The following is a 19437-nucleotide window of genomic DNA, read 5'->3' on the forward strand; positions in this document are numbered from 1 at the left end:
AGAAATAAAAAAACATGCCATTAGTCGTATATATTTTAGGGTTAGCCATTTTTTCATTAGGTACAGCAGAATTGATGGTGGCGGGTATGATGACCACGCTATCTGAAGCATTTGGTGTTACCGTCGGCGAAGTCGGGCATTTGATTTCATATTATGCATTCGGTGTAATGCTAGGTGGACCGGTATTAACCTACGCTTTCCTTAAGTTTAAAGCCCCCTATCGCTCAACATTATTATGGTTATTAGGACTATATGTTCTCGTTCAAGGATTAAGCGTCTTTGTCTCTGATTACAATGTGTTAGTTGCTATTCGAATCGTGACAGGTATTTTGTGTGCAGGGTGCTTAAGTCTTTCGCTCGCGACAAGTATGGCCCTTGTCTCTGTAGAAAATCGCCCTCGCGCCGCGTCAATAGTCATAGCAGGTTTTATGGTATCTAATGTCTTTGGGGTACCTATCGCGACAATCATTGACCAGCACTGGGGCTGGAAAATGAGTTTTGGGCTGGTCGCGGTCCTGGTTTTCATATGCCTGTTAGCATTAGTGCGTTTATTACCACATATGAGCGGCGGCTGTGCTATCAAGATGGCTGAAGAGATAAAGGCATTTAAAAACAAAGCCTACTGGAAAGCCTGCGCTACCAGCTGTTTGATTTTGGGCGCAAGTTTTGCAGCATTCAGTTATTTTGTTCCCGTACTGACGGATGTCAGTGAATTTACAATGCAGACGGTTCCCTTCATCCTGATGCTTTATGGGCTGGCCAATATTATCGGGAATATGGTAACGGGACGTCTTGCCTATCGCCATAGTTTAGCGGTTATGGTTGTCGGATTAACAATATTAAGCATTTCTTTGCTCGGCATGGCACTCTTTGTTCAATACCAGGCGATTGCTATTCTGGCTGTCATACTCATCGGTTTATCAGGCGTACCAATGAACCCGGCAATGATGGCAAGAATTGTCAGCGTGGCTCATCCAGGCCCAATGGTCAATGCCGTTCATACTTCCGTTATCAATATTGGATTAGGTGGCGGTTCTTATTTAGGTGGAATGGCAATTTCATCAGGGTTCGGTTTACGTTCAGCTTTATGGATTGGAATGGTCTTAGCGGTTCTGGCTTTATTATCCGTATTACCTTATATCCGTCGCAGTAAACAAGGCTGGAGCTAATATAGCCGCATAAACCGCGATTTATATTTCATCACCCGCATCTTCATCCACTATCCCTGCCACCCTTTCCGCCAGGAATGAGAGCAATACGCGTGTCACCGCGCTATTCTGTCGATGTTTGGGATACAGCGCGCTAAGTGTCAGATGCGGGGGTGAGCATTCCGCTAATATTTGCACCAGTGAGCCCTGACGCAGCGCATCTTCCACAATAAAGGCGGGCAATAGCGCGATACCCGCACCGGCCTCGGCGGCGTCGCGAATCACTTCACCATGATTACTGCTGAGCGTGCCTTTTACGGCGAAGGTGTTAAGCGCACCGTCCGATTTTAATTTCCAGCCCAGCTGTCCTTCACGCCCGTATAGTAAGCAATTGTGCTGGCTTAAATCGTCGCACGATCGTGGCGTGCCGTGAATATTCAGGTAGTCCGGGCTGGCACAGAGCACCATGGCCAGTTTTCCCAGACAGCGGGCAATCAGCGTAGAGTCCATCAGGTTGCCAATCCGCAGGACCATATCATAGCCCTCGCCGACCACATCGACATAATGATCGCTCATATCGATATGCATCGCTAATTCCGGATGTGCAGCCTGAAATTCCACCACCAGCGGCGCGAGGCGGCGCACGCCATAAATCATCGGCAGGCTGATACGATAGGACCCCGTCAGTTTTTGCTGACGAGCGGAAATAACCTGTTCGGCTTCATGAACTTCGTCGAGAATACGCTGCGCGTGATGAAAAAAAACTTGCCCGGTGTCGGTTACCGACAGCTTTCGCGTATTACGTACCAGTAAACGAGCGGCGACTTTTTTCTCCAGCGCCGCCATGCGTCGGCTGACATATTGTTTCGACAGCTGCAAATGTTCCGCCGCTGCCGTAAAACTTCCCATATTCACGATTGTGACAAAAATTCGGATATCTTCTAACTGCATTATTCCACCAGGTACGGGATGCACAATACATCCGTCAATTAACGCTACTCATTGTAAGCGCCAACGCGCCAGGCTGCACGTTTGTTACGATTTATCTCCCCGCGCCAGAATGTCGAGGAAACGGTGTACCATCACATCGCAGCGCATGCCGGTATTGTTCAACAAATTGAGCGGCGGCTGAGTACTGTTCATTGCTGCCGCGCGCACGCTATTGGGGTATTTTTTCAGCAGTTCATGCAGCTTCATTTCGCCTTGTCGGTTAGCGCTTTCATCACCCGTACACAATAAGGCTCCGGCGTAATCCAGCGCGATGGCCGGGCTATCTGGCGCGAGCTGGCTGGCTCTGGCATACGCGCCTATCGCCATGTCGCCGTTATTGAGCACCATGCCTACCCGCCCCAGCAAACGCCAGGCATCCAGATCGTCGGGCGCAGCCTGGACATGGCTGCGCAGGCCGAGCCCCAGTTGTTCCACTTCATCCGTACGCAATGGACGCTCGGCAGGATTTAACGCGCGTTGCACAAGGCCGCGAAGTTCATTTTGTGCCAGACGTAACGACAGCACTTCACCGATATCGGTCGTTTTCAGAAACACGCCGAGGCTGATAACCACCAGCGCCAGCGCGCCGGGTAACAGCAGCCAGCGGCTTTGAGGGCGTGCTGTCGGCGAGGCCGTTTCCGGGATATCCGACAGCAGCGTACGTTGCAGTTCCACCACCATTGCGTCACGATCCTGAGGCGCTTCCTGCTCAATTTCCCGCAGGCGCGAGTGATAAAACGCGCGGTTCAGCGCATCGTGATTAACGTCATCACGCGAAGACCACGGGAAGTACAGCAGCGCGAGTGCGCCTACCAGCAGCAGCGCGGCGACGATTAAAAACAGGGTCATAGCTCTTTCTCTTTGTTTAACAGGGCAGCCAGGCGTTCGCGCTCTTCGTCACTGAGCGTATCGCTCTGCGTCATGCGTCGCCGGGCGCGCGTCACCACAACCGTCGCGCCCGCCACAATAAACAGCGCCGGGATCAGCCACAGGGCAATCGTCCCCGGCGTGACGGGCGGTTCATAGCTAACAAAATTACCGTAGCGCGCCACCATGTAATCAATAATCTGCTGTTTACTCTGCCCCTGGCGCAACAGTTCATAGACCTTCAGCCGCATATCGGCGGCGATCATCGCATTGGAGTCAGCGACGCTGTTGTTCTGGCATTTCGGGCAGCGCAGTTGAGAGGTGATTTCGCGAAACGTCTGCTCCTGGACGTCATCTTTAAACTGCCAGGTGTCGATGGCCGCCAGCGCATTGCAGGCCAGCAGCAGCGCGACAATACCGAGTATCCAGCGCCTCATGATGACGCCCCCTCATTGTATTGCTGCCAGAGTGGCGCCAGCTGTTCCCGCCAGACACGATCGTCCAGCGCGCCCGCATGACGCCAGCGAATTACGCCCTGCCCATCAATGAGAAATGTCTCTGGCGCGCCGTAGACGCCGAGATCCAGCCCCAGCATACCGTTGCCGTCAAACAAGCTCAGAGAATAAGGGTTACCGAGGCGATTCAACCAGTCGACCGCTTTCTGGCGATCGTCTTTATAGTTCATCCCCACCACTCTCACGCCCTGCGCAGAGAGCTGATTGAGGAACTGATGCTCCGCGCGGCAGGTTGGGCACCAGGTGGCCCAGACGTTGAGCAGCAGCGGCTTCCCGCTGACCAGCACCGAACGATCGTACACCTCGCCGGGATTACTCAGCGATTCAAGACGAAAAGCGGGAACCGGCTTGCCGATAAGCGCCGATTCAAGCGACGTCGGATCATCCCCGCCCGCGTTACGCATTAATTGCCAGAGCAATGCAACGGCCAGCGCCAGAAACAGCGCCAGCGGTAGAAAAAGCGCTTTACGCGTCATGACTGACCTCCTGACGTGATTTACGCATCCGGTAGCGCGGATCGAGCATGCAGCAAAGCCCACCCAGCGCCATCAGCACACCGCCGTACCAGATCCAGCGAACAAACGGTTTGTAATAGAGACGAACTGCCCAACTGCCGTCATCCAGCTCTTCACCCAGCGCCGCGTACAGGTCACGCGTCAGGCCGCCATCGATGGCGGCTTCGGTCATCATCATGCGGCTGGCGCTGTAAAAACGTTTTTCCGCATACAAGGTGGCTTCCGGACGGCCATGGCGAGTAACCTCAATAACCCCTTCTCCGCCAAACCAGTTCGGCCCGACAATATCGCGCACGCCTTTAAAGACGAAGTGATACTGGTGGATATCAATGCTGTCGCCCGCCTTCATGCGCACATCGCGCTCGACGCTGTAGCTTTGACTAAAGGCGATACCGGTGACGGTCACCGCCACGCCAATATGCCCCAGCACCATGCCCCACTGGCTGCGAGAAAGTTTCGTCAACCCGCGCCAGAAACCGTGGCGATGGGTGGCGCGTTCATGCAGTTCAATCAGCACGAAGATAAAGACCCACAGTGCCATCATCAGACCGATGACCGTCATTGCGGCGATGCGGTCCTGTAGCCACCACGGCAGAACAATGGACAACACCAGCGTCAGCAGCAGCGAAATGACCAGCCGCTTAATCTGTTTCTTCGCACCATCGCGACGCCAGCGCACCAGCGGGCCGATCCCCAGCAACAGCGCAAACGGTGCCATCAGCACGGTAAACAGGGTATTAAAGAACGGCTCGCCGATAGAGATACTGCCCAGCCCCAGCTCTTTATGTACCAGCGGCAGAAGCGTACCCAGCAGCACTACCAGCATGGCGGCAATCAACAAGATGTTGTTGCCCAGCAGGAAAGATTCCCGCGACCATAATGTGTGTTCGACCCGCGCCCGCACGCTGCCGCCTTTCAGGGCATACAGCAGCAGCGAGCCGCCAATAACCAACACCAGCAGCGCCAGAATAAACATACCGCGCGCCGGATCGGAGGCGAAGGCATGCACCGACACCAGCACGCCGGAGCGCACCAGGAAGGTGCCTAACAGACACAATGAGAAAGCACCGATCGCCAGCAGCACCGTCCAGGCACGGAAACTGCCGCGTTTTTCGGTTACGGCCAGGGAATGCATGAGCGCGGTCCCCACCAGCCACGGCATAAACGAGGCGTTTTCGACCGGGTCCCAGAACCACCAGCCGCCCCAGCCCAGCTCGTAATAGGCCCATGCCGACCCGAGCACGATACCCATCGTTAAGAATACCCATGCCGCCTGCGTCCACGGGCGCGACCAGCGGGCCCAGGCGGTATCGAGTCGCCCGGCCAGTAATGAAGCTATCGCAAAAGCAAACGCCACCGAGAAACCAACGTAGCCCATATAGAGCAACGGCGGGTGGAAGATCATGCCGATATCCTGCAACAACGGATTCAGATCGCGCCCGTCGATGGGATATTCAGGCAGCCCGCGGGTAAACGGGTTAGAGGTGAACAGAATAAACAGCAGGAAACCGGCGCTGACCATGCCCATCACCGCCAGCACGCGCGCGACGGCGTCCAGCGGCATCCGGCGGCTGCCCAGCGCAACGGCGAAGGTCCAGCCGCTCATCAACAGCACCCACAGCAGCAGCGAACCTTCGTGCGCGCCCCAGGTGGCTGCGACGCGATACCAGACGGGCAGCGCAACGTTAGAGTTGTCCGCGACGTAGCGCACCGTGAAATCGTTGACCACGAAGGCGTGCACCAGCACCAGAAACGCGGCAAGAATCGCGAAAAACAGCCCCCAGCTTAAGGGACGCGCCAGCGCCATCAGCCAGCGGCTCTGGCGATAGGCGCCCCATAACGGGTAAATCGCCAGCAGTAGCGCAAGCCCTAATGCCAGACAGAGTAAAAAGTTGCCCAGTTCCGGCATCATTGGCGAGTATCCTTTTGCGCGGTTGGCGCGGTGGTCATGGCGTTATGAATTTCCGGCGGTGTGTAGTTTTCATCGTGTTTCGCTAACACCTGCTGTGCGGTAATATGCCGTTCACCGTCGAGAACACCCTGCGCAACCGCCCCCTGCCCTTCACGGAACAGGTCCGGCAAAATGCCCTTGTAGCTGACTGAGACCGCGCCGCGCGCGTCGTACAGGCGGAAGGTGACATCCAGCGTTTTATCATCACGTTTGATGCTACCCGGCTCAACATACCCCCCTACGCGCAAGCGCTGGCCGATATGCGGCTTTTCCTGGGTCTCATTTTTGCCGTTAAGGATTTCTCCCGGCGTATAGAACAGGTCAATATTGGTGCTCAGAGCGTACAGCACCAGGGTCACCGCCAGCCCGAGCCCTGCCAGCACGGCCAGTACCAGATAAAGGCGAGTTTTACGGCGTGCCTGCATCGGCCTGCTCCTTATTCATGTGTTCACGCGCGCGGCGAAGCCGTTGCTCGCGACGCTGCTGACGCCGTACAGCCTGCAATAATGCGTGATGCTGCCATAGCGAATACCCCACCAGCCCCAGCAGCACAACCAGCGTCGTTGCCAGCGAAAGCCAGACATAAAAGGCGTAGCCGCCCATCGCCAGAAAATCGGCGAATGATGAGAAAGCAGGCGTCATTGCGCGTCTCCTTTGCTTGCGAGCGTCGCCACCCATGGACGACGACGCTCCTGCCAGAGGATCAGGTTGCGCAGACGCAGCAGCGTTAAGGTGATAAACAGGCAGAGAAAACCGAGGATACAATACCGCAGCGGCATGCGCATACTGACGTCAATGGTCTGCTGCATATTGGTTGAACCCTGGTGCAGGGTGTTCCACCATAAAACCGAGTAATGAATGATTGGCAAATTTACGACGCCAACCAGCGCCAGGATCCCCGCCGCGCGTCCGGCCAGGCGTCGGTCATCGAAGGCGTTCCACAATGCGATTATCCCGGCGTAAAGAAACAGCAGCACCAGTTCAGACGTCAGACGCGCATCCCAGATCCACCAGGTGCCCCACATCGGTTTGCCCCAGGCTGCGCCCGTCACCAGAGCGATTAGCGTATAACCTGCGCCAACCGGTGCCAGCGCAATAAGCGTTAAGTCAGCCATTTTCATCTGCCAGACCAGGCCGATGAACGCCGCAACCGCCATCATGGCGTAGATCCCCATCGACCACATCGCCGCCGGTACGTGCACGTACATAATGCGGTAGCTTTCACCCTGTTGATAATCGGCTGGCGCGTAGATGAACCCCCACCCTAGCCCGACAATCAGCAACAGCGCGCTGAGCATTGCCAGCCACGGAAGCCAGCGGCCGCAGAGCGTGTATAACCGCTCCGGTATCGCCAGTTGATGTAATAATTTCCACATAAAATTGCCCTTCCTGGTGAAAACAGGCCCGTTAAACGGAAAGCCGCAATGCGGCAGCGGTGGCGAACGGACATAGCGTCGCGCTCCCCGCCAGAAAAGCGCCCAGCACCGCGAGATAGCCATCAACGGGTAGACCCGCAGCGGCCGCTTCGCAGGCGGCGGAAGCAAAAATCAGCATCGGAACAGAGAGCGGCAGCACCAGTAAACTGAGCAGAACGCCACCGCGTTTCAAACCCACCGTGAGCGCCGCGCCGACCGAACCAATAAAACTCAGCGTGGGCGTACCCAGCAGTAACGTCAGAAACAGCACGCCTGCGCTGTGTGCGTTCATACCCAGCAGCAGCGCCGCCAGCGGTGAAACCAGCAGCAGCGGCAGCCCGGTCATCATCCAGTGCGCCAGCACTTTCGCCATCACCACGCCCGGGAGCGGCGTCGGCAGCAAGAGTTGCTGCTCCAGCGAACCATCCAGCAGGTCATCGCGAAATAAGCGGTCCATCACCAGCAGCGCGGCCAGCAACGCCGCGACCCAAATAACGCCCGGCGCGATTTGCGCCAGCAGGGCGCTTTCCGGCCCAACGCTAAAGGGAAAGAGCGTGATGACAATCAGGAAAAACCACAGCGGGTTAAGGATGTCCGCGCCTCGCCGCCAGGCCAGGCGCAGCTCGCAGAGAAAAATCGTGCGGATCATGAAACGTACGCCTCCCCGCCGGATAACGTTAAGACGCGTAACGGGCAGTTGAGCGAACGCAGCGGCTGATGGGTGGTCAGCACCACGCTGCCGCCCCTGTGCACGTGTTTTTCCAGCCGACGGGTCAGTATCTCAATCGCTGACACATCAAGTGCCGCCAGCGGTTCATCGAGGATCCATAACGCGGCATCGCTTAACCACAGCCGTGCCAGCGCGCTGCGTCGTTGCTGCCCGGCCGAGAGCTGAAACAGCGGCAAGTCTTCGAATCCTGCCAGTCCTATCGCCGCCAGCGCCGTTTCCCGCGCCGCAAGCGTCGAGCGCGGATAAAAGAGGCGCAGATTCTCTTCGGCAGTGAGCGAGGTTTTGACGCCCGGTTTGTGCCCAATCCACAACAGCTGTTGATGAAACGTGTCACGCGCGCGCGAAAGCCGTTCACCGCCCCAGAACACATCACCGTTTTCGGGCTGAGTCAGTCCGGCTAACAGGCGTAGCAGAGAGGTTTTACCTGAGCCGTTCGCGCCCGCTATTTGCACCACTTCCCCGGACTCTACCGTGAAAGACAGCGACTCAAATAGCACCCGTTCCTCGTAGACGCAGGTCAGTTGATTTGCGTGCAGCATGAAAAACCCTTTAACGGGGAGCGAGGCTCCCCGTTTGTCCATTACGGCGTTGGTAGTTTGGAGATATCGGCGTTGCCCATCGCTTTTTCATCGTGAGAAAGCGATTTGCGCACCTTCGCCACATCCGATGCACTGACCGGAAGCGCGTTGTTGCCCCAACTGGTGCGGATAAAGTTGGTCACGTCCGCTACCTGTTGATCGTCCAGACGCCAGCCGAATGATGGCATGGTCAGGTTGGAAACCGCTCCTTTCACCGCCGGCGTCGTGCTACCGGTGAGGATGATGTGAATCAGCGAAGTGGCATCTTCCGTCTGCACCACCGGGTTGCCTTTCAGCGACGGGAATGCACGTTTGTAGCCTACGCCATCGGTACGGTGACAGGCTGCGCAGTTATCCACATACAGCGACGCACCAGGCTTGCTGTCGTTCCCTTTCCACAAATCTTTCGCCACGCTGTCTTCAACAGGCGCAGGCGTTTGCTTGCCGTCGCGCGGCGGCAGCGATTTGAGGTAGCGGGAAATCGCCGTAATGTCATCGTCAGAGAGATATTGCAGGCTGTGTTCAACCACATCGCTCATGCCGCCGAAGACCACGGATTTGTCGTTACGCCCGGTTTTCAGGAATTCCGCCAGTTCCGCTTCGCTCCAGGTGCCCAGTCCATCGCGATTTTCACCGCGCAGGCTGGACGCTACCCAACCATCAATCGGGCTGTTGCTGCCGGAAAGATAGTTATCGCCGTCTTTTTCGCTCAGGGCTTTTTCCTGCATGGTCAGGCTACGCGGCGTATGGCATGCGCCACAGTGCCCCAGCCCTTCAACCAGATAACGACCACGTTCCAGCACCGGATCGGCGTTTGGATTGATGACGAAGTCTTTCGGCGTTGGCGCAAACATCAGACGCCAGATGGAGAGCGGCCAGCGCATGGAGAGCGGCCACGGGATATCGGAGTCGCGATTTGGCTCGGCCTGCGGTTCCACGCCATGCATAAAGTAGGCGTACATCGCGCGCATATCCGCTTCGCTCACGCGGGCAAACGACGGGAATGGCATCGCCGGATACAGCGTTGAGCCATCTTTGCGGACCCCTTTGCGAACCGCATCGTCAAACTCTTCGAAGGTGTAATCGCCGATGCCGTTCTTTTTGTCCGGCGTAATGTTGGTCGAATAAATGGTGCCGATCGGTGTTTCCATCGGCAGACCGCCGGCGAACGGTTTCCCGTCTTTACCGTTGGTATGGCAAGCCACACAGTCGCCCGCCCGCGCCAGGTATTCCCCCTGACGAATGAGATTGCTGTCGGTTGACGCATCCTGCGCGAAGCTTGCGAAGCTCAGCGCGCCCAGCACCAGCGCCGATAACAGTTGAATTTTCATCGTTGCCTTCCTTATGCCTGTACCAGTGGGCCTGGATTTCTCAGATACTGTTCACGGATCGCTTTTGCTGACCAATACGCCAGCGCGGCAACCGTCCCTGTCGGGTTATAACCCAGCCCCTGCGGGAAGGCCGATGCGCCAATGACGAACACATTGTGCACATCCCAGCTTTGCAGATAGCGGTTCACCGCGCTGGTTTTCGGGTCTTCACCCATCACCGCCCCGCCGTTCATGTGGGTGGTCTGATAGCTGGTCGTATCGAAATGGCTGTTGGCATTTTTCGGGCTACCGAGCATATATTTCGGGTTCATCGCTTTGGCGATAGGCGCCATCTTGTCGAACATGAACTGCGCCATCTTGATGTCGTTTTCCTGCCAGTCAAACGTCATACGCAGCAGCGGCTGGCCGTAGATGTTTTTGTAATTAGGATCGAGGTCAAGATAGTTCTGACGATAGGACTGGTGTGCACCGTGGGCATCCATCGACAAATGGTGCGTATAGGTATCAGCTACCGCCGCTTTCCATTTGCTTCCCCATGCCGGGGTTCCCGGAGGCACAGGCAGGCCGGAAATCGGTTTGGTACCGGCCTGGTTTACCCAGAACGGTGAGCCGCCAACAAACCCGACTTCACTGTGATCAAAGTTATCGGCGTTGAAGTCATCGATACCGACGCCGTTACCACCAGCCCCGATAAACGGGTTGGTGTAAGTGTCTTTATCAAAGATCGCTTTAATCGTCGTCATGTTCTGGTAAGCGAAGTTACGCCCTACCACGCCTTCCCCGGTTTCAGGGTTATAAGGCTTGCCAATACCCGACAGCAGCATCAGGTGGACGTTGTGGAACTGGAACGCACCCACGATCACCAGATCGGCAGGCTGCTCAACTTCACGCCCCTGCGCATCGACATAGGTCACGCCCGTCGCGCGGGTTTTATCATCGGTCAGATTGACTTTAAGTACGTTCGAGTTGGTCCGCAGTTCAAAGCGTTTTTCCATCCGCAGCGCAGGCAAAATGTTCACGTTTGGCGAGGCTTTGGAATACATGTAGCAGGCATAACCGCTACAGAATCCGCAGAAGTTGCACGGCCCCATCTGCGCGCCGTAGGGGTTAGTGTAAGAATCTGAAGTATTCGCCGACGGCAGGTTGTACGGGTGGTAGCCCACTTCACGCCCGGCTTTTTCGAACAACTGTGCAGACCAGGTATTTTTCTGGGCTGGCAGCGGGAAATCGTCTGAACGATCCGGCGCAAACGGGTTGCCGCCGCGATCTTTGCCGACCACTTTGCCTTTCACCGTCCACGCCGTTCCCGATGTCCCGAAGACTTTTTCGGCTTTGTCGAAGAAGGGTTCAAGCTCGTCGTAGGTGACGCCGAAATCCTGAATGATCATGTCCTGCGGAATGAAATTCTTACCGTAGCGCTCTTCATAGTGGCTGCGCATGCGTAATTCGATCGGGTCTGCACGGAAGTGAACACCTGACCAGTGTAGCCCTGCGCCACCCACGCCGGTGCCTGGCAGAAATGCGGCAAGCTGGCGATAAGGCACGGCGGTCTGGCTGGTGTTGTGACGAATCGTGACGGTGCTTTTTGAGAGATCCTGGAACAGCTTGCGGCGAATGTTGTAGGTCAGTTCATCAATAACCTGCGGATATGCGCCATCCGGCCACGTATCGCGCATCGGACCGCGCTCCAGCGCCACCACATTCAGCCCGGCTTCGGTCAGTTCTTTTGCCATAATCGCGCCAACCCAACCGAATCCGACGATCACCGCGTCGGTTTTTTTCATTACTGTAGCCATCGTTATGCCCTCTCCCCATTAATTGATACCGGCGGGAAGGGGTAACGCTCGCCCCGTTCAACCCAGTCCATAAAGTCGGCGCGTGCGCCTGGAAAATTAATCAGCGTCCAGCCCACCATGCCTTTGTTACCGCCATGAATCGGGTCGCTGAAGAATCCTTCGCGGGTGTTCTGGAGTAAGTAGGAGAAGAACAGAGAGGCGGGAAGCTGTTTAAAGCTGGCAGCGCCCGATTCAAATTGGCTCAGGGCGGCATCCTGCTTTGCACTATCCAGTTCAGCAAACGGTTTGCCATACTGCTGGCGACACCAGTCATTCGCTTCGACAATGCCCAGGTTATAGATTTGCTTTGGTACCAGCGGAAGTTGATAACCCATCTCTTTCGGCACATCCGGGTTAAATGGCCCCTGCATGTACCAGATGGAGCCGGTGGCATATGGCGTATTCATCTGACGATCGATGAACTCAGGTACGCCTGCTTCCAGCGCGCCAGGGCCCCGCTCATCCGCAGGAATAAGCCGCGCGACAGCGGCTTTTACAAACGCCCACTCATCACTGTTAAAAAACCGTGGTGTCCACTCACCCTGATCGGGCGCTGAGTGAGGCTTACTTTCTGCGGCGACGGCGTTTTCAACCATCCCCAGGGCACCAACACTGCTGCCGCCCACCACTACCGCAGGAATTAACGTCATCGACTTGACCAGAAAGTCACGTCTCGAACTGTTCGTTTTCTCGCTCGACATTGTCACACATCCCTTCAATTAATTTGCACACGCTACCGAATAAGAAAATACCTAGCCAATAAAAGAATATTACCATTCCAACAAGATCGTTCGAATGGCAATATGAGTCATTAACCTTTCAGCCTCTCATGGGCCTGTAGGTATTATTATTGCATCAATGATAGACCATTAATGCTAAGTGTTATTTGCGATCGAGTGAATAGCTACCCGGGCCGGTGAAAGCCAGCAGCAAGAACCCACCGCAGATACTGACGTTTTTAAAGAAATTGGTCATTGCCATGTACTGGTCCATTCCGGTCATGCTCCAGTAAGGGTGGCCGATAATTGCCGTTGCCACGGTATAGACTGCCAGAAGCAACGCCAGCGGGCGGGTGAAATAACCGGCAACAATCAGTAAGCCGAACACCAGCTCAACAATAACAGCAATAATCGCGGAAAGCTGCGGCAGCGGTGCGCCAACTGACGCCATATAGCCCACAGTGCCTTCAAACCCCATCATTTTCTGCCAGCCAAATAACACAAACAGGATTGCGAGTAAAATACGGGCAACCAACAAGAAACCATTTTTATATTTGTCCAGCGATAAGTACTGCATGATATTTCCCTAGATGAAACAATAAATTACAAAACACTCTTTTACGACATTGAGTGATGGCGTTCCAGATGCATCTGAAGGCCATTCCCTGTAAAAAGCGATATCGGCGATGAGATAACACTACTTTTTACATGCGCATTCTATTCCTTCAGAATAACCTTACAACATCAAATCAGGATACTCAGTGTCTCAGTTTAGTTGACGAACCCCGGATTGCCTTAACGTTTCAACATGCAAAAAGTGCTATTTAGAAATTTGCCTTTACGGAGGGCGTATTTTTTTCGCCATTGATAACATAGCTAAAAAGTTTCACCTATTTATCATTATCACGCTATACGGATAAAACGAAGTGGAACGGGGAAACGTTGAAGGGATAACAGCAAAGGTATTGGCTATTAATAACAATTAATTCATTACTATTTGTAAATTGCAGGTAATTGCGTTGAGTGCTAAGCCTGTCATCTTAGCACTCATCTTGATTAAGTCGCGAGGCCAAAATACCGCATTCGGTTATTTCAGCATGACCGCATTACATCTTTAGCATCGAAAGCGATAACACTATTTCGCCAGTAACTCTCGTCGAATAATTTCCGCACCTGCGCTCAACGCATTGAGTTTACCTGCCGCCACCTGACGGGCCAAAGGCGCCATTCCACAGTTAGTCGAAGGATACAGCTTATCTGCATCAACAAACTGAAGCGCTTTGCGTAGGGTACTGGCAACCTCTTCCGCCGTCTCAATGGCAGAGGTCGCCACATCGATAGCGCCGACCATCACTTTTTTACCGCGAATCAGCTCCAGCAAATCCATCGGTACGCGCGAGTTGTGGCATTCCAGCGAGATGATATCGATAGTCGATTGTTGCAGTTTCGGGAACGCTTCTTCGTATTGCCGCCACTCAGATCCCAGCGTCTTTTTCCAGTCGGTGTTGGCTTTGATGCCGTATCCGTAGCAGATGTGCACCGCCGTTTCGCATTTCAGCCCTTCAACGGCCCTTTCCAGCGCGGCGATGCCCCAGTCATTCACTTCATCAAAAAACACGTTAAAGGCTGGTTCATCAAACTGGATAATATCGACGCCCGCCGCTTCTAACTCTTTGGCTTCCTGATTGAGGATTTTGGCAAATTCCCAGGCCAGCTTCTCACGGCTTTTATAATGCGCGTCATACAGCGTGTCGATCATAGTCATCGGCCCAGGCAGCGCCCATTTAATGGGTTGTTTCGTAAGCTGGCGCAGATAGCGTGCATCATCGACAAACACCGGTTTTTGACGTTCAACGGCGCCGACAACAGTGGGAACACTGGCGTCATAGCGATTACGAATTTTAACGACTTCGCGTTTTTCAAAATCCACGCCGCTGAGGTGCTCAATAAACGTGGTCACAAAATGCTGACGCGTTTGCTCACCATCACTGACAATATCAATACCCGCACGTAATTGATCGTCCAGTGATAAACGTAAAGCATCTTGCTTGCCTGCAACTAATTCCTCATTTTGCAATTTCCACGGCGACCAGAGCGTCTCAGGTTGAGCAAGCCATAACGGTTTCGGTAAACTGCCAGCAGTCGAGGTTGGGAGCAATGTTTTCATAACAGGTGACCTTATCTTTTCAATTAATCAAAGCGCGTAGTGAGCGGACCATTGCTCAAGAATATGCTGGTAGGGTTTAATAAAGTGTTGCTCAGTGAACTTCCCTTGTTCAATCGCCAGCTGGCTGCGTTCTTCGCGGTCATAGACAATTTTCGTTAACGAGTGATCGTCATGATTGAGATCCGGTTGATAGTGCAACCCGGCAGGTGAATTCGCGTTATAAATTTCCGGACGATAGATCTTCTGGAATGTCTCCATCGTGCTAATCGTGCCGATCAATTCAAGATCGGTATAATCGCTCAGTAAATCGCCGGTGAAATAAAAGGCGAGCGGTGCCACGCTGCCTTTCGGCATAAAATAGCGTACCTGTAACCCCATCTTATTGAAGTATTTCTCCGTTAACGAGGTGCCTTCCTGCTGGTATTCATAGCCGAGCACTGGATGTTGATTCCCGGTTTGTTGATAGGTGTCTTTGCTCGACACGCTAAGACAGATAACCGGCGATTTTTTGAAGTTATCGCTGTAAACATGGGAGTGGATAAAATGCCTGAAGATATTCCCGTGCAGCTCACCGAAATTCCCCGGAATACTGAATTGGGTGGTGTTTTTATTATGCTCTAACAGCAATACGCTGAAGTCATAATCACGCACGTAGGATGAGAAATTATTCCCCACAATACCGTTGATACGTTCACCCACCTTCTTGTCGAGAATCGCGGTTTGTAATATTTCGATCACCGGGAAGACGCCGCTCTGGCCTTTGATGCTCATGTCTACGGAGATAATTTCCAGCTCGACCGAATAACGATTGCCTTTCGGGTTATCCCAATAGGCCAGCGAGTTAAATCGGTTATCGATCATCTTTAAGGTGTTGCGTAAGTTCTGCTGACGATTTTCCCCACGCGCCAGATTCGCAAAGTTAGTGGTAATACGCGTGTTTTCTGAAGGGTTATAATTCTCATCAAAACGACTGCGCTTGATGGTAAAAGTAAATTCATTATTCATCGTCTTCTGGCACCCTGGGTTCAGACATGAAACCGCGCATCAGCTTCGCCAACCAGATGTAACCGGCTTGTTGGCGCTGCGGCACTCATGTTGTCAGTAAGTTATGGTGATATTAATGACAGAGCCGCCGGGGGAGAGAAAGCGAGTTAATTTCAATGCAACATGAGCGATGTTCATGTTGGCGTTTGGGTCAATGCAGGACGTAAGCATTGAAGAGTGTCGAGAAGCACAACCCCGGACAATTTCTTGTCCGGGGTTGTGTATTTGGCCAGGCCCAGGAGACCTTCCTTTATCCGATCAGAATAAAATCATTAACATCAACGCTTTTCACGTTTACATTTTCTAAAGTAATAACATTGCCATCAATCGGATTGCCGAGGGTAATAACGGTGCTGTTACCCGCTCCCCCGGCAATAATGACGCTGCTGGCAAAATTCACCACACCAATGCCTAATAAGCTCAAATCGAGGTGGTCCTGTCCACCGCTGGGATTACTATCGAAACCGCTGGTAATACGGTCTCGGCCAAAGCCTTTGCTAAAGACAAAGGTGTCATCTCCGGCACCACCGGTCATGATATCAGCGCCCTGGCCACCCTCGAGTCTATCGTTACCCGCACCGCCTGTTAGGTTGTCGTTACCAGCCCCGCCCTTGAGAATATCGGCACCGTCTCCTCCCTCCAGGGTGTCATTTCCTGCCCCACCATTGAGGGTGTCGTTGCCTTCCATTCCATATAAAACGTCATTACCGCTGCCACCGGTGAGGGTATTGGCAAGGGCATTCCCTCTGCCGGTGAAAGCGCCAGTCCCACTGAATACCAGAGTCTCAACGTTATTGGTTAAGGTGTAATTTTGGAGGGTAGTCTGGACAACATCCGTCCCGCTATTACGATCCTCCGTGACAATATCACCATTTTTATCAACGATATAAGTGTCATTTCCGAGACCACCCTTCATCACATCAGCGCCAGCGCCGCCGTTGAGTGTGTCGTTACCAGCCCCGCCGTTGAGCGTGTCGTTGCCGCCACCGCCATTGAGGATATCATCGCCGAGCCCACCATTGAGAACATCAATGCCATTTCCACCGTTGAGGACGAGGTTGTGACCGACAACAACCGGCGGATTATCGAGCTGACTGGTCCCGAAGATATTCTCAGGAAGATTAGTCAGGCCCGTATTGCGTGCCACAATCCCGGCAAAGCCTTGCTCCTCGATGGCCTCGTAGAGATCCAGATGCTCCACGCGGTCGAGATAATACAGTCGATCACCTTCCTGAATTCGGTCAAGTTGCTCGTGGATGATGGCCCAGAAAGTCTGGCCAACCACGCCGCCATTGATGTGCTTCTCGGCGAGCCCGCCAACGAACAGATCAACTCTGTCGATGCCTTTGACCGTGTTTCCGTTAACAAATTTATAGCCAGGGTTCGCCGCCAGGAAGCCTGCAATCTGAGACTCCTCCAGCACGAGGTCGGGATAAGCCTGCCGGAATTGCCCAATGATGGTGTCGCTGAGATTGTTCCGCGCCTGGAAATCCTCCCACGAACTGTAAGGTGTGAGGGAGCCGGCAAAGCTGACCGCCTCCTTCACATACGGATCCTGAGAGGCCATCAGGTCGGCCCGGATCTGGTTCATCGACCCCAGACCGACGTCCCACTCGCGGGCGACGTCGAAGGCAAACACGTCAGCACTCATACGAACGAGGTCGTTTCGCACAGCATCGACGATATTGACGTCAACTTCTTCCGCCTGCTGGACAACCCCACCGGCAATGATCCCGGCAGCGCCCAGTTGCTCATAGCCCGGCTGTGGAGAGTAGGGTAATTGCGCTTTAGGGAAGGTGAACGCACTCGTATCGTTGGTCGGGTTGAGGAATGCGTCGAACAGCGGGACCTGCGTTGCATTGCCCTGAGCGTCAAGCACCGTTAGCGTCTGCCCTATCAGCGAATGACCAAACCGGTAAGCGGCCGTCGCGAACTCGTGCGAGACGCGTGCATCAACCTCCGGATTGTACCCGGCGAAGCCGTGATCGCCCGTACCTCTCATCCCACCCAGCAACTTGTCGGCAAAGTCGGTGTAAATCACGCGCTGATATTCAGCCTCGTTGATTATCTTGGCTGCCTGGAAAAGCTCTTCAGCGGTTCCTTCAAACCCGGCGTCGAGCAACCCGTTGACATGGAAGTTGTGATTCCGCTCCCAGATGTTATGAATAGCGGTGAGTGCAATATTCTCGTTCGCCCGTCCATCACCCGCCACGTAGTGGTCGAGCAGGTTAATAAAGGGGTTGGTGTCGAGCAGCAGCGCAAAGCCACTTCCCATGAAATTAGAGGTCATGGCAGGGAGCATCGCTTGGTTGATGACGCCATTGCTGTCAACAAGCCCAGCGAAGTACTCCTGGAAGGTCACGCTGTGGTCGCCCGGCAGTGAGTTGTCGGTGAACTGCGTGTTGTTGTTCCAGTGATGCAGGATCAGTTCTCTGAGCGTAGGCAGCAGCGTGAAATCCGGATTGGAGGGATCCACTCCGCCCTCCAGCAGCTTGCCCGAAAACCCGCCCAGTCCGTCGCCTTCACGCAGGAACTGGCCGACAAGTTCGTTCGAGCCATACGTTTGGTTCTGGTCAGCGAATGGCGATGTTTTATTGAGATGCTGCGGAATACCATTGGCATCAATACTGTCAACGGTGCCGCGAGTCAGGTCTGCGGGGTTTGGAAACGAGCCCGGAGCGCCAATCTGGATCGTTCCATTACCTCCCTTACCGAGAAAATCGAGACCGTGATCGAAGTACTGACCGAAGGCCGTGAACAAGCTGTTCACCCCGGCGGCGTTGCCTGAAAGGTTGGCTTCCTGTGCGCCAAGGATATTACTGATGGCACGCGGATCCAGCCCGGAGAACAGAGGGTTGATGTCGCGGTTGTGCGTCATCTCATTGTAAGCACCGTAGTGCGCCTCGGTGAGCCGTATGAACGGTTGATCGGCGGAACCATAGTCAAGATGAGCACGGTTATTGCCGGTGCCTTCGAGGTCGCGGATCCCGAGCGCATCGTTGTCTTCACCGCCTTCAAGCCCGTTGACAAGATTCTTCAGGTTGGCGATGTCACTGGCGTTGAGCGGGAAAGCGCCGTCGCCGCCGACATCATCATCATCATCATTGTCTTTATCATCGTCATCCGACGACGCTTTCTTGCTGGCTAAGAGAATGGGATCGGTAACGTTGTTCACATCAGCTGCGGGTAAGATACTGGCGGTCTTGTTATTGCTCGTTCCTGACGGCGGATCGATAACCGACTTACTCCCTGCGAATCCCCCCTGAAACGAGGAATCAAAAACGCGCAGGAAGGAGAGATCGACGGTAGCAAACTTGACTTGCCCTGTGACCAGGTAGCTAAAGCTGACATCGAACGCAGGTATACCGAACGGCATCAGACGGTTGGATAACATATTCAGGTTGCCACCATCGTCATCCGTTTGTGTTGCAGGGATTTGCTTGAGTATATATTTCAGGTCAGGCTTTTTTACATCGTTCATTTTCATTTCTCTCAATAATGACTATGAACAGGCACGAAAAGGCGAAGCCGGTACGAGGCACTCGAATTACGCGCCTGGAATAGCTAACTGAACGAGTAGACAGAGCAGCTCCGTACCCCGGGGGCAAACGTTCTCGATTCCCCCTTCACTT

General features: G+C 54.1%; 18 protein-coding genes. 1 reads left to right on the forward strand and 17 read right to left on the reverse strand.

The annotated features are described in order from the left end of the window. Positions 1–14: 14 nt before the first annotated feature. Positions 15–1169: an MFS transporter gene (locus ACWWFX_RS19210; RefSeq protein ID WP_276220319.1), complete on the forward strand. Its 1155-nt coding sequence runs from the start codon at positions 15–17 to the stop codon at positions 1167–1169. A gap of 21 nt (positions 1170–1190) precedes the next feature. Here ACWWFX_RS19210 and ACWWFX_RS19215 read toward each other — a convergent pair whose 3' ends face one another. The 17 genes from ACWWFX_RS19215 to ACWWFX_RS19295 form a co-directional block, all read right to left on the reverse strand. Then, positions 1191–2099, reverse strand: a complete 909-nt coding sequence (locus ACWWFX_RS19215; RefSeq protein WP_473224504.1) for a LysR family transcriptional regulator — start codon at positions 2097–2099, stop codon at positions 1191–1193. An 84-nt stretch (positions 2100–2183) separates the two neighbouring features. Continuing rightward, positions 2184–2987, reverse strand: coding sequence for a c-type cytochrome biogenesis protein CcmI (gene ccmI / locus ACWWFX_RS19220; protein ID WP_473224505.1), 804 nt, complete (start codon positions 2985–2987; stop codon positions 2184–2186). Further along, a complete protein-coding gene (locus ACWWFX_RS19225; protein WP_473224506.1) occupies positions 2984–3442 on the reverse strand; it encodes a cytochrome c-type biogenesis protein in 459 nt (152 codons plus the stop codon). Before ACWWFX_RS19225 ends, ccmI begins: the two co-directional genes overlap by 4 nt. Beyond that, complete coding sequence (locus ACWWFX_RS19230) at positions 3439–3996, reverse strand: DsbE family thiol:disulfide interchange protein (RefSeq protein WP_276220323.1); 558 nt, start codon at positions 3994–3996, stop codon at positions 3439–3441. Before ACWWFX_RS19230 ends, ACWWFX_RS19225 begins: the two co-directional genes overlap by 4 nt. Further along, positions 3986–5947 (reverse strand): heme lyase CcmF/NrfE family subunit, encoded by a 1962-nt coding sequence (locus ACWWFX_RS19235; protein WP_473224507.1) that lies wholly within the window; start codon positions 5945–5947, stop codon positions 3986–3988. Before ACWWFX_RS19235 ends, ACWWFX_RS19230 begins: the two co-directional genes overlap by 11 nt. Then, positions 5944–6411: a cytochrome c maturation protein CcmE gene (ccmE, locus tag ACWWFX_RS19240; protein ID WP_276220325.1), complete on the reverse strand. Its 468-nt coding sequence runs from the start codon at positions 6409–6411 to the stop codon at positions 5944–5946. Before ccmE ends, ACWWFX_RS19235 begins: the two co-directional genes overlap by 4 nt. After that, the gene (ccmD, locus tag ACWWFX_RS19245; protein ID WP_473224508.1) at positions 6395–6628 is read right to left on the reverse strand and encodes a heme exporter protein CcmD; all 234 of its coding nucleotides are present in this window, start codon (positions 6626–6628) and stop codon (positions 6395–6397) included. Before ccmD ends, ccmE begins: the two co-directional genes overlap by 17 nt. Continuing rightward, entirely contained in the window at positions 6625–7362 is a 738-nt protein-coding gene (locus ACWWFX_RS19250) for a heme ABC transporter permease (RefSeq protein ID WP_456145216.1), read from the reverse strand. Before ACWWFX_RS19250 ends, ccmD begins: the two co-directional genes overlap by 4 nt. Positions 7363–7393: 31 nt before the next feature. Next, positions 7394–8050 carry a heme exporter protein CcmB gene (ccmB, locus tag ACWWFX_RS19255; RefSeq protein WP_231827785.1) on the reverse strand — a complete coding sequence of 219 codons (657 nt, stop codon included), beginning with the start codon at positions 8048–8050 and terminating at the stop codon, positions 7394–7396. Next, entirely contained in the window at positions 8047–8670 is a 624-nt protein-coding gene (gene ccmA, locus ACWWFX_RS19260) for a cytochrome c biogenesis heme-transporting ATPase CcmA (RefSeq protein WP_276220328.1), read from the reverse strand. The genes ccmB and ccmA overlap by 4 nt, the downstream gene beginning before the upstream one ends. A 41-nt stretch (positions 8671–8711) precedes the next feature. Then, positions 8712–10040, reverse strand: a complete 1329-nt coding sequence (locus ACWWFX_RS19265) for a c-type cytochrome (RefSeq protein WP_276220329.1) — start codon at positions 10038–10040, stop codon at positions 8712–8714. A gap of 11 nt (positions 10041–10051) precedes the next feature. After that, positions 10052–11836 (reverse strand): GMC family oxidoreductase, encoded by a 1785-nt coding sequence (locus ACWWFX_RS19270; protein WP_276220330.1) that lies wholly within the window; start codon positions 11834–11836, stop codon positions 10052–10054. A 2-nt stretch (positions 11837–11838) separates the two neighbouring features. Then, the gene (locus ACWWFX_RS19275; protein ID WP_276220331.1) at positions 11839–12576 is read right to left on the reverse strand and encodes a gluconate 2-dehydrogenase subunit 3 family protein; all 738 of its coding nucleotides are present in this window, start codon (positions 12574–12576) and stop codon (positions 11839–11841) included. Between the two features lie 181 nt (positions 12577–12757). Continuing rightward, positions 12758–13171, reverse strand: a complete 414-nt coding sequence (locus ACWWFX_RS19280) for a DoxX family protein (RefSeq protein ID WP_015965035.1) — start codon at positions 13169–13171, stop codon at positions 12758–12760. A 558-nt stretch (positions 13172–13729) separates the two neighbouring features. After that, positions 13730–14761, reverse strand: coding sequence for a methionine synthase (locus ACWWFX_RS19285; RefSeq protein ID WP_473224509.1), 1032 nt, complete (start codon positions 14759–14761; stop codon positions 13730–13732). A gap of 27 nt (positions 14762–14788) precedes the next feature. Continuing rightward, positions 14789–15766, reverse strand: coding sequence for a DUF1852 domain-containing protein (locus tag ACWWFX_RS19290; protein ID WP_276220333.1), 978 nt, complete (start codon positions 15764–15766; stop codon positions 14789–14791). Positions 15767–16055: 289 nt separating this feature from the next. After that, positions 16056–19286, reverse strand: coding sequence for a peroxidase family protein (locus ACWWFX_RS19295; protein WP_473224510.1), 3231 nt, complete (start codon positions 19284–19286; stop codon positions 16056–16058). Positions 19287–19437 lie beyond the last annotated feature (151 nt).

The organism is Pseudocitrobacter sp. 2023LY-00077, assembly GCF_055796175.1.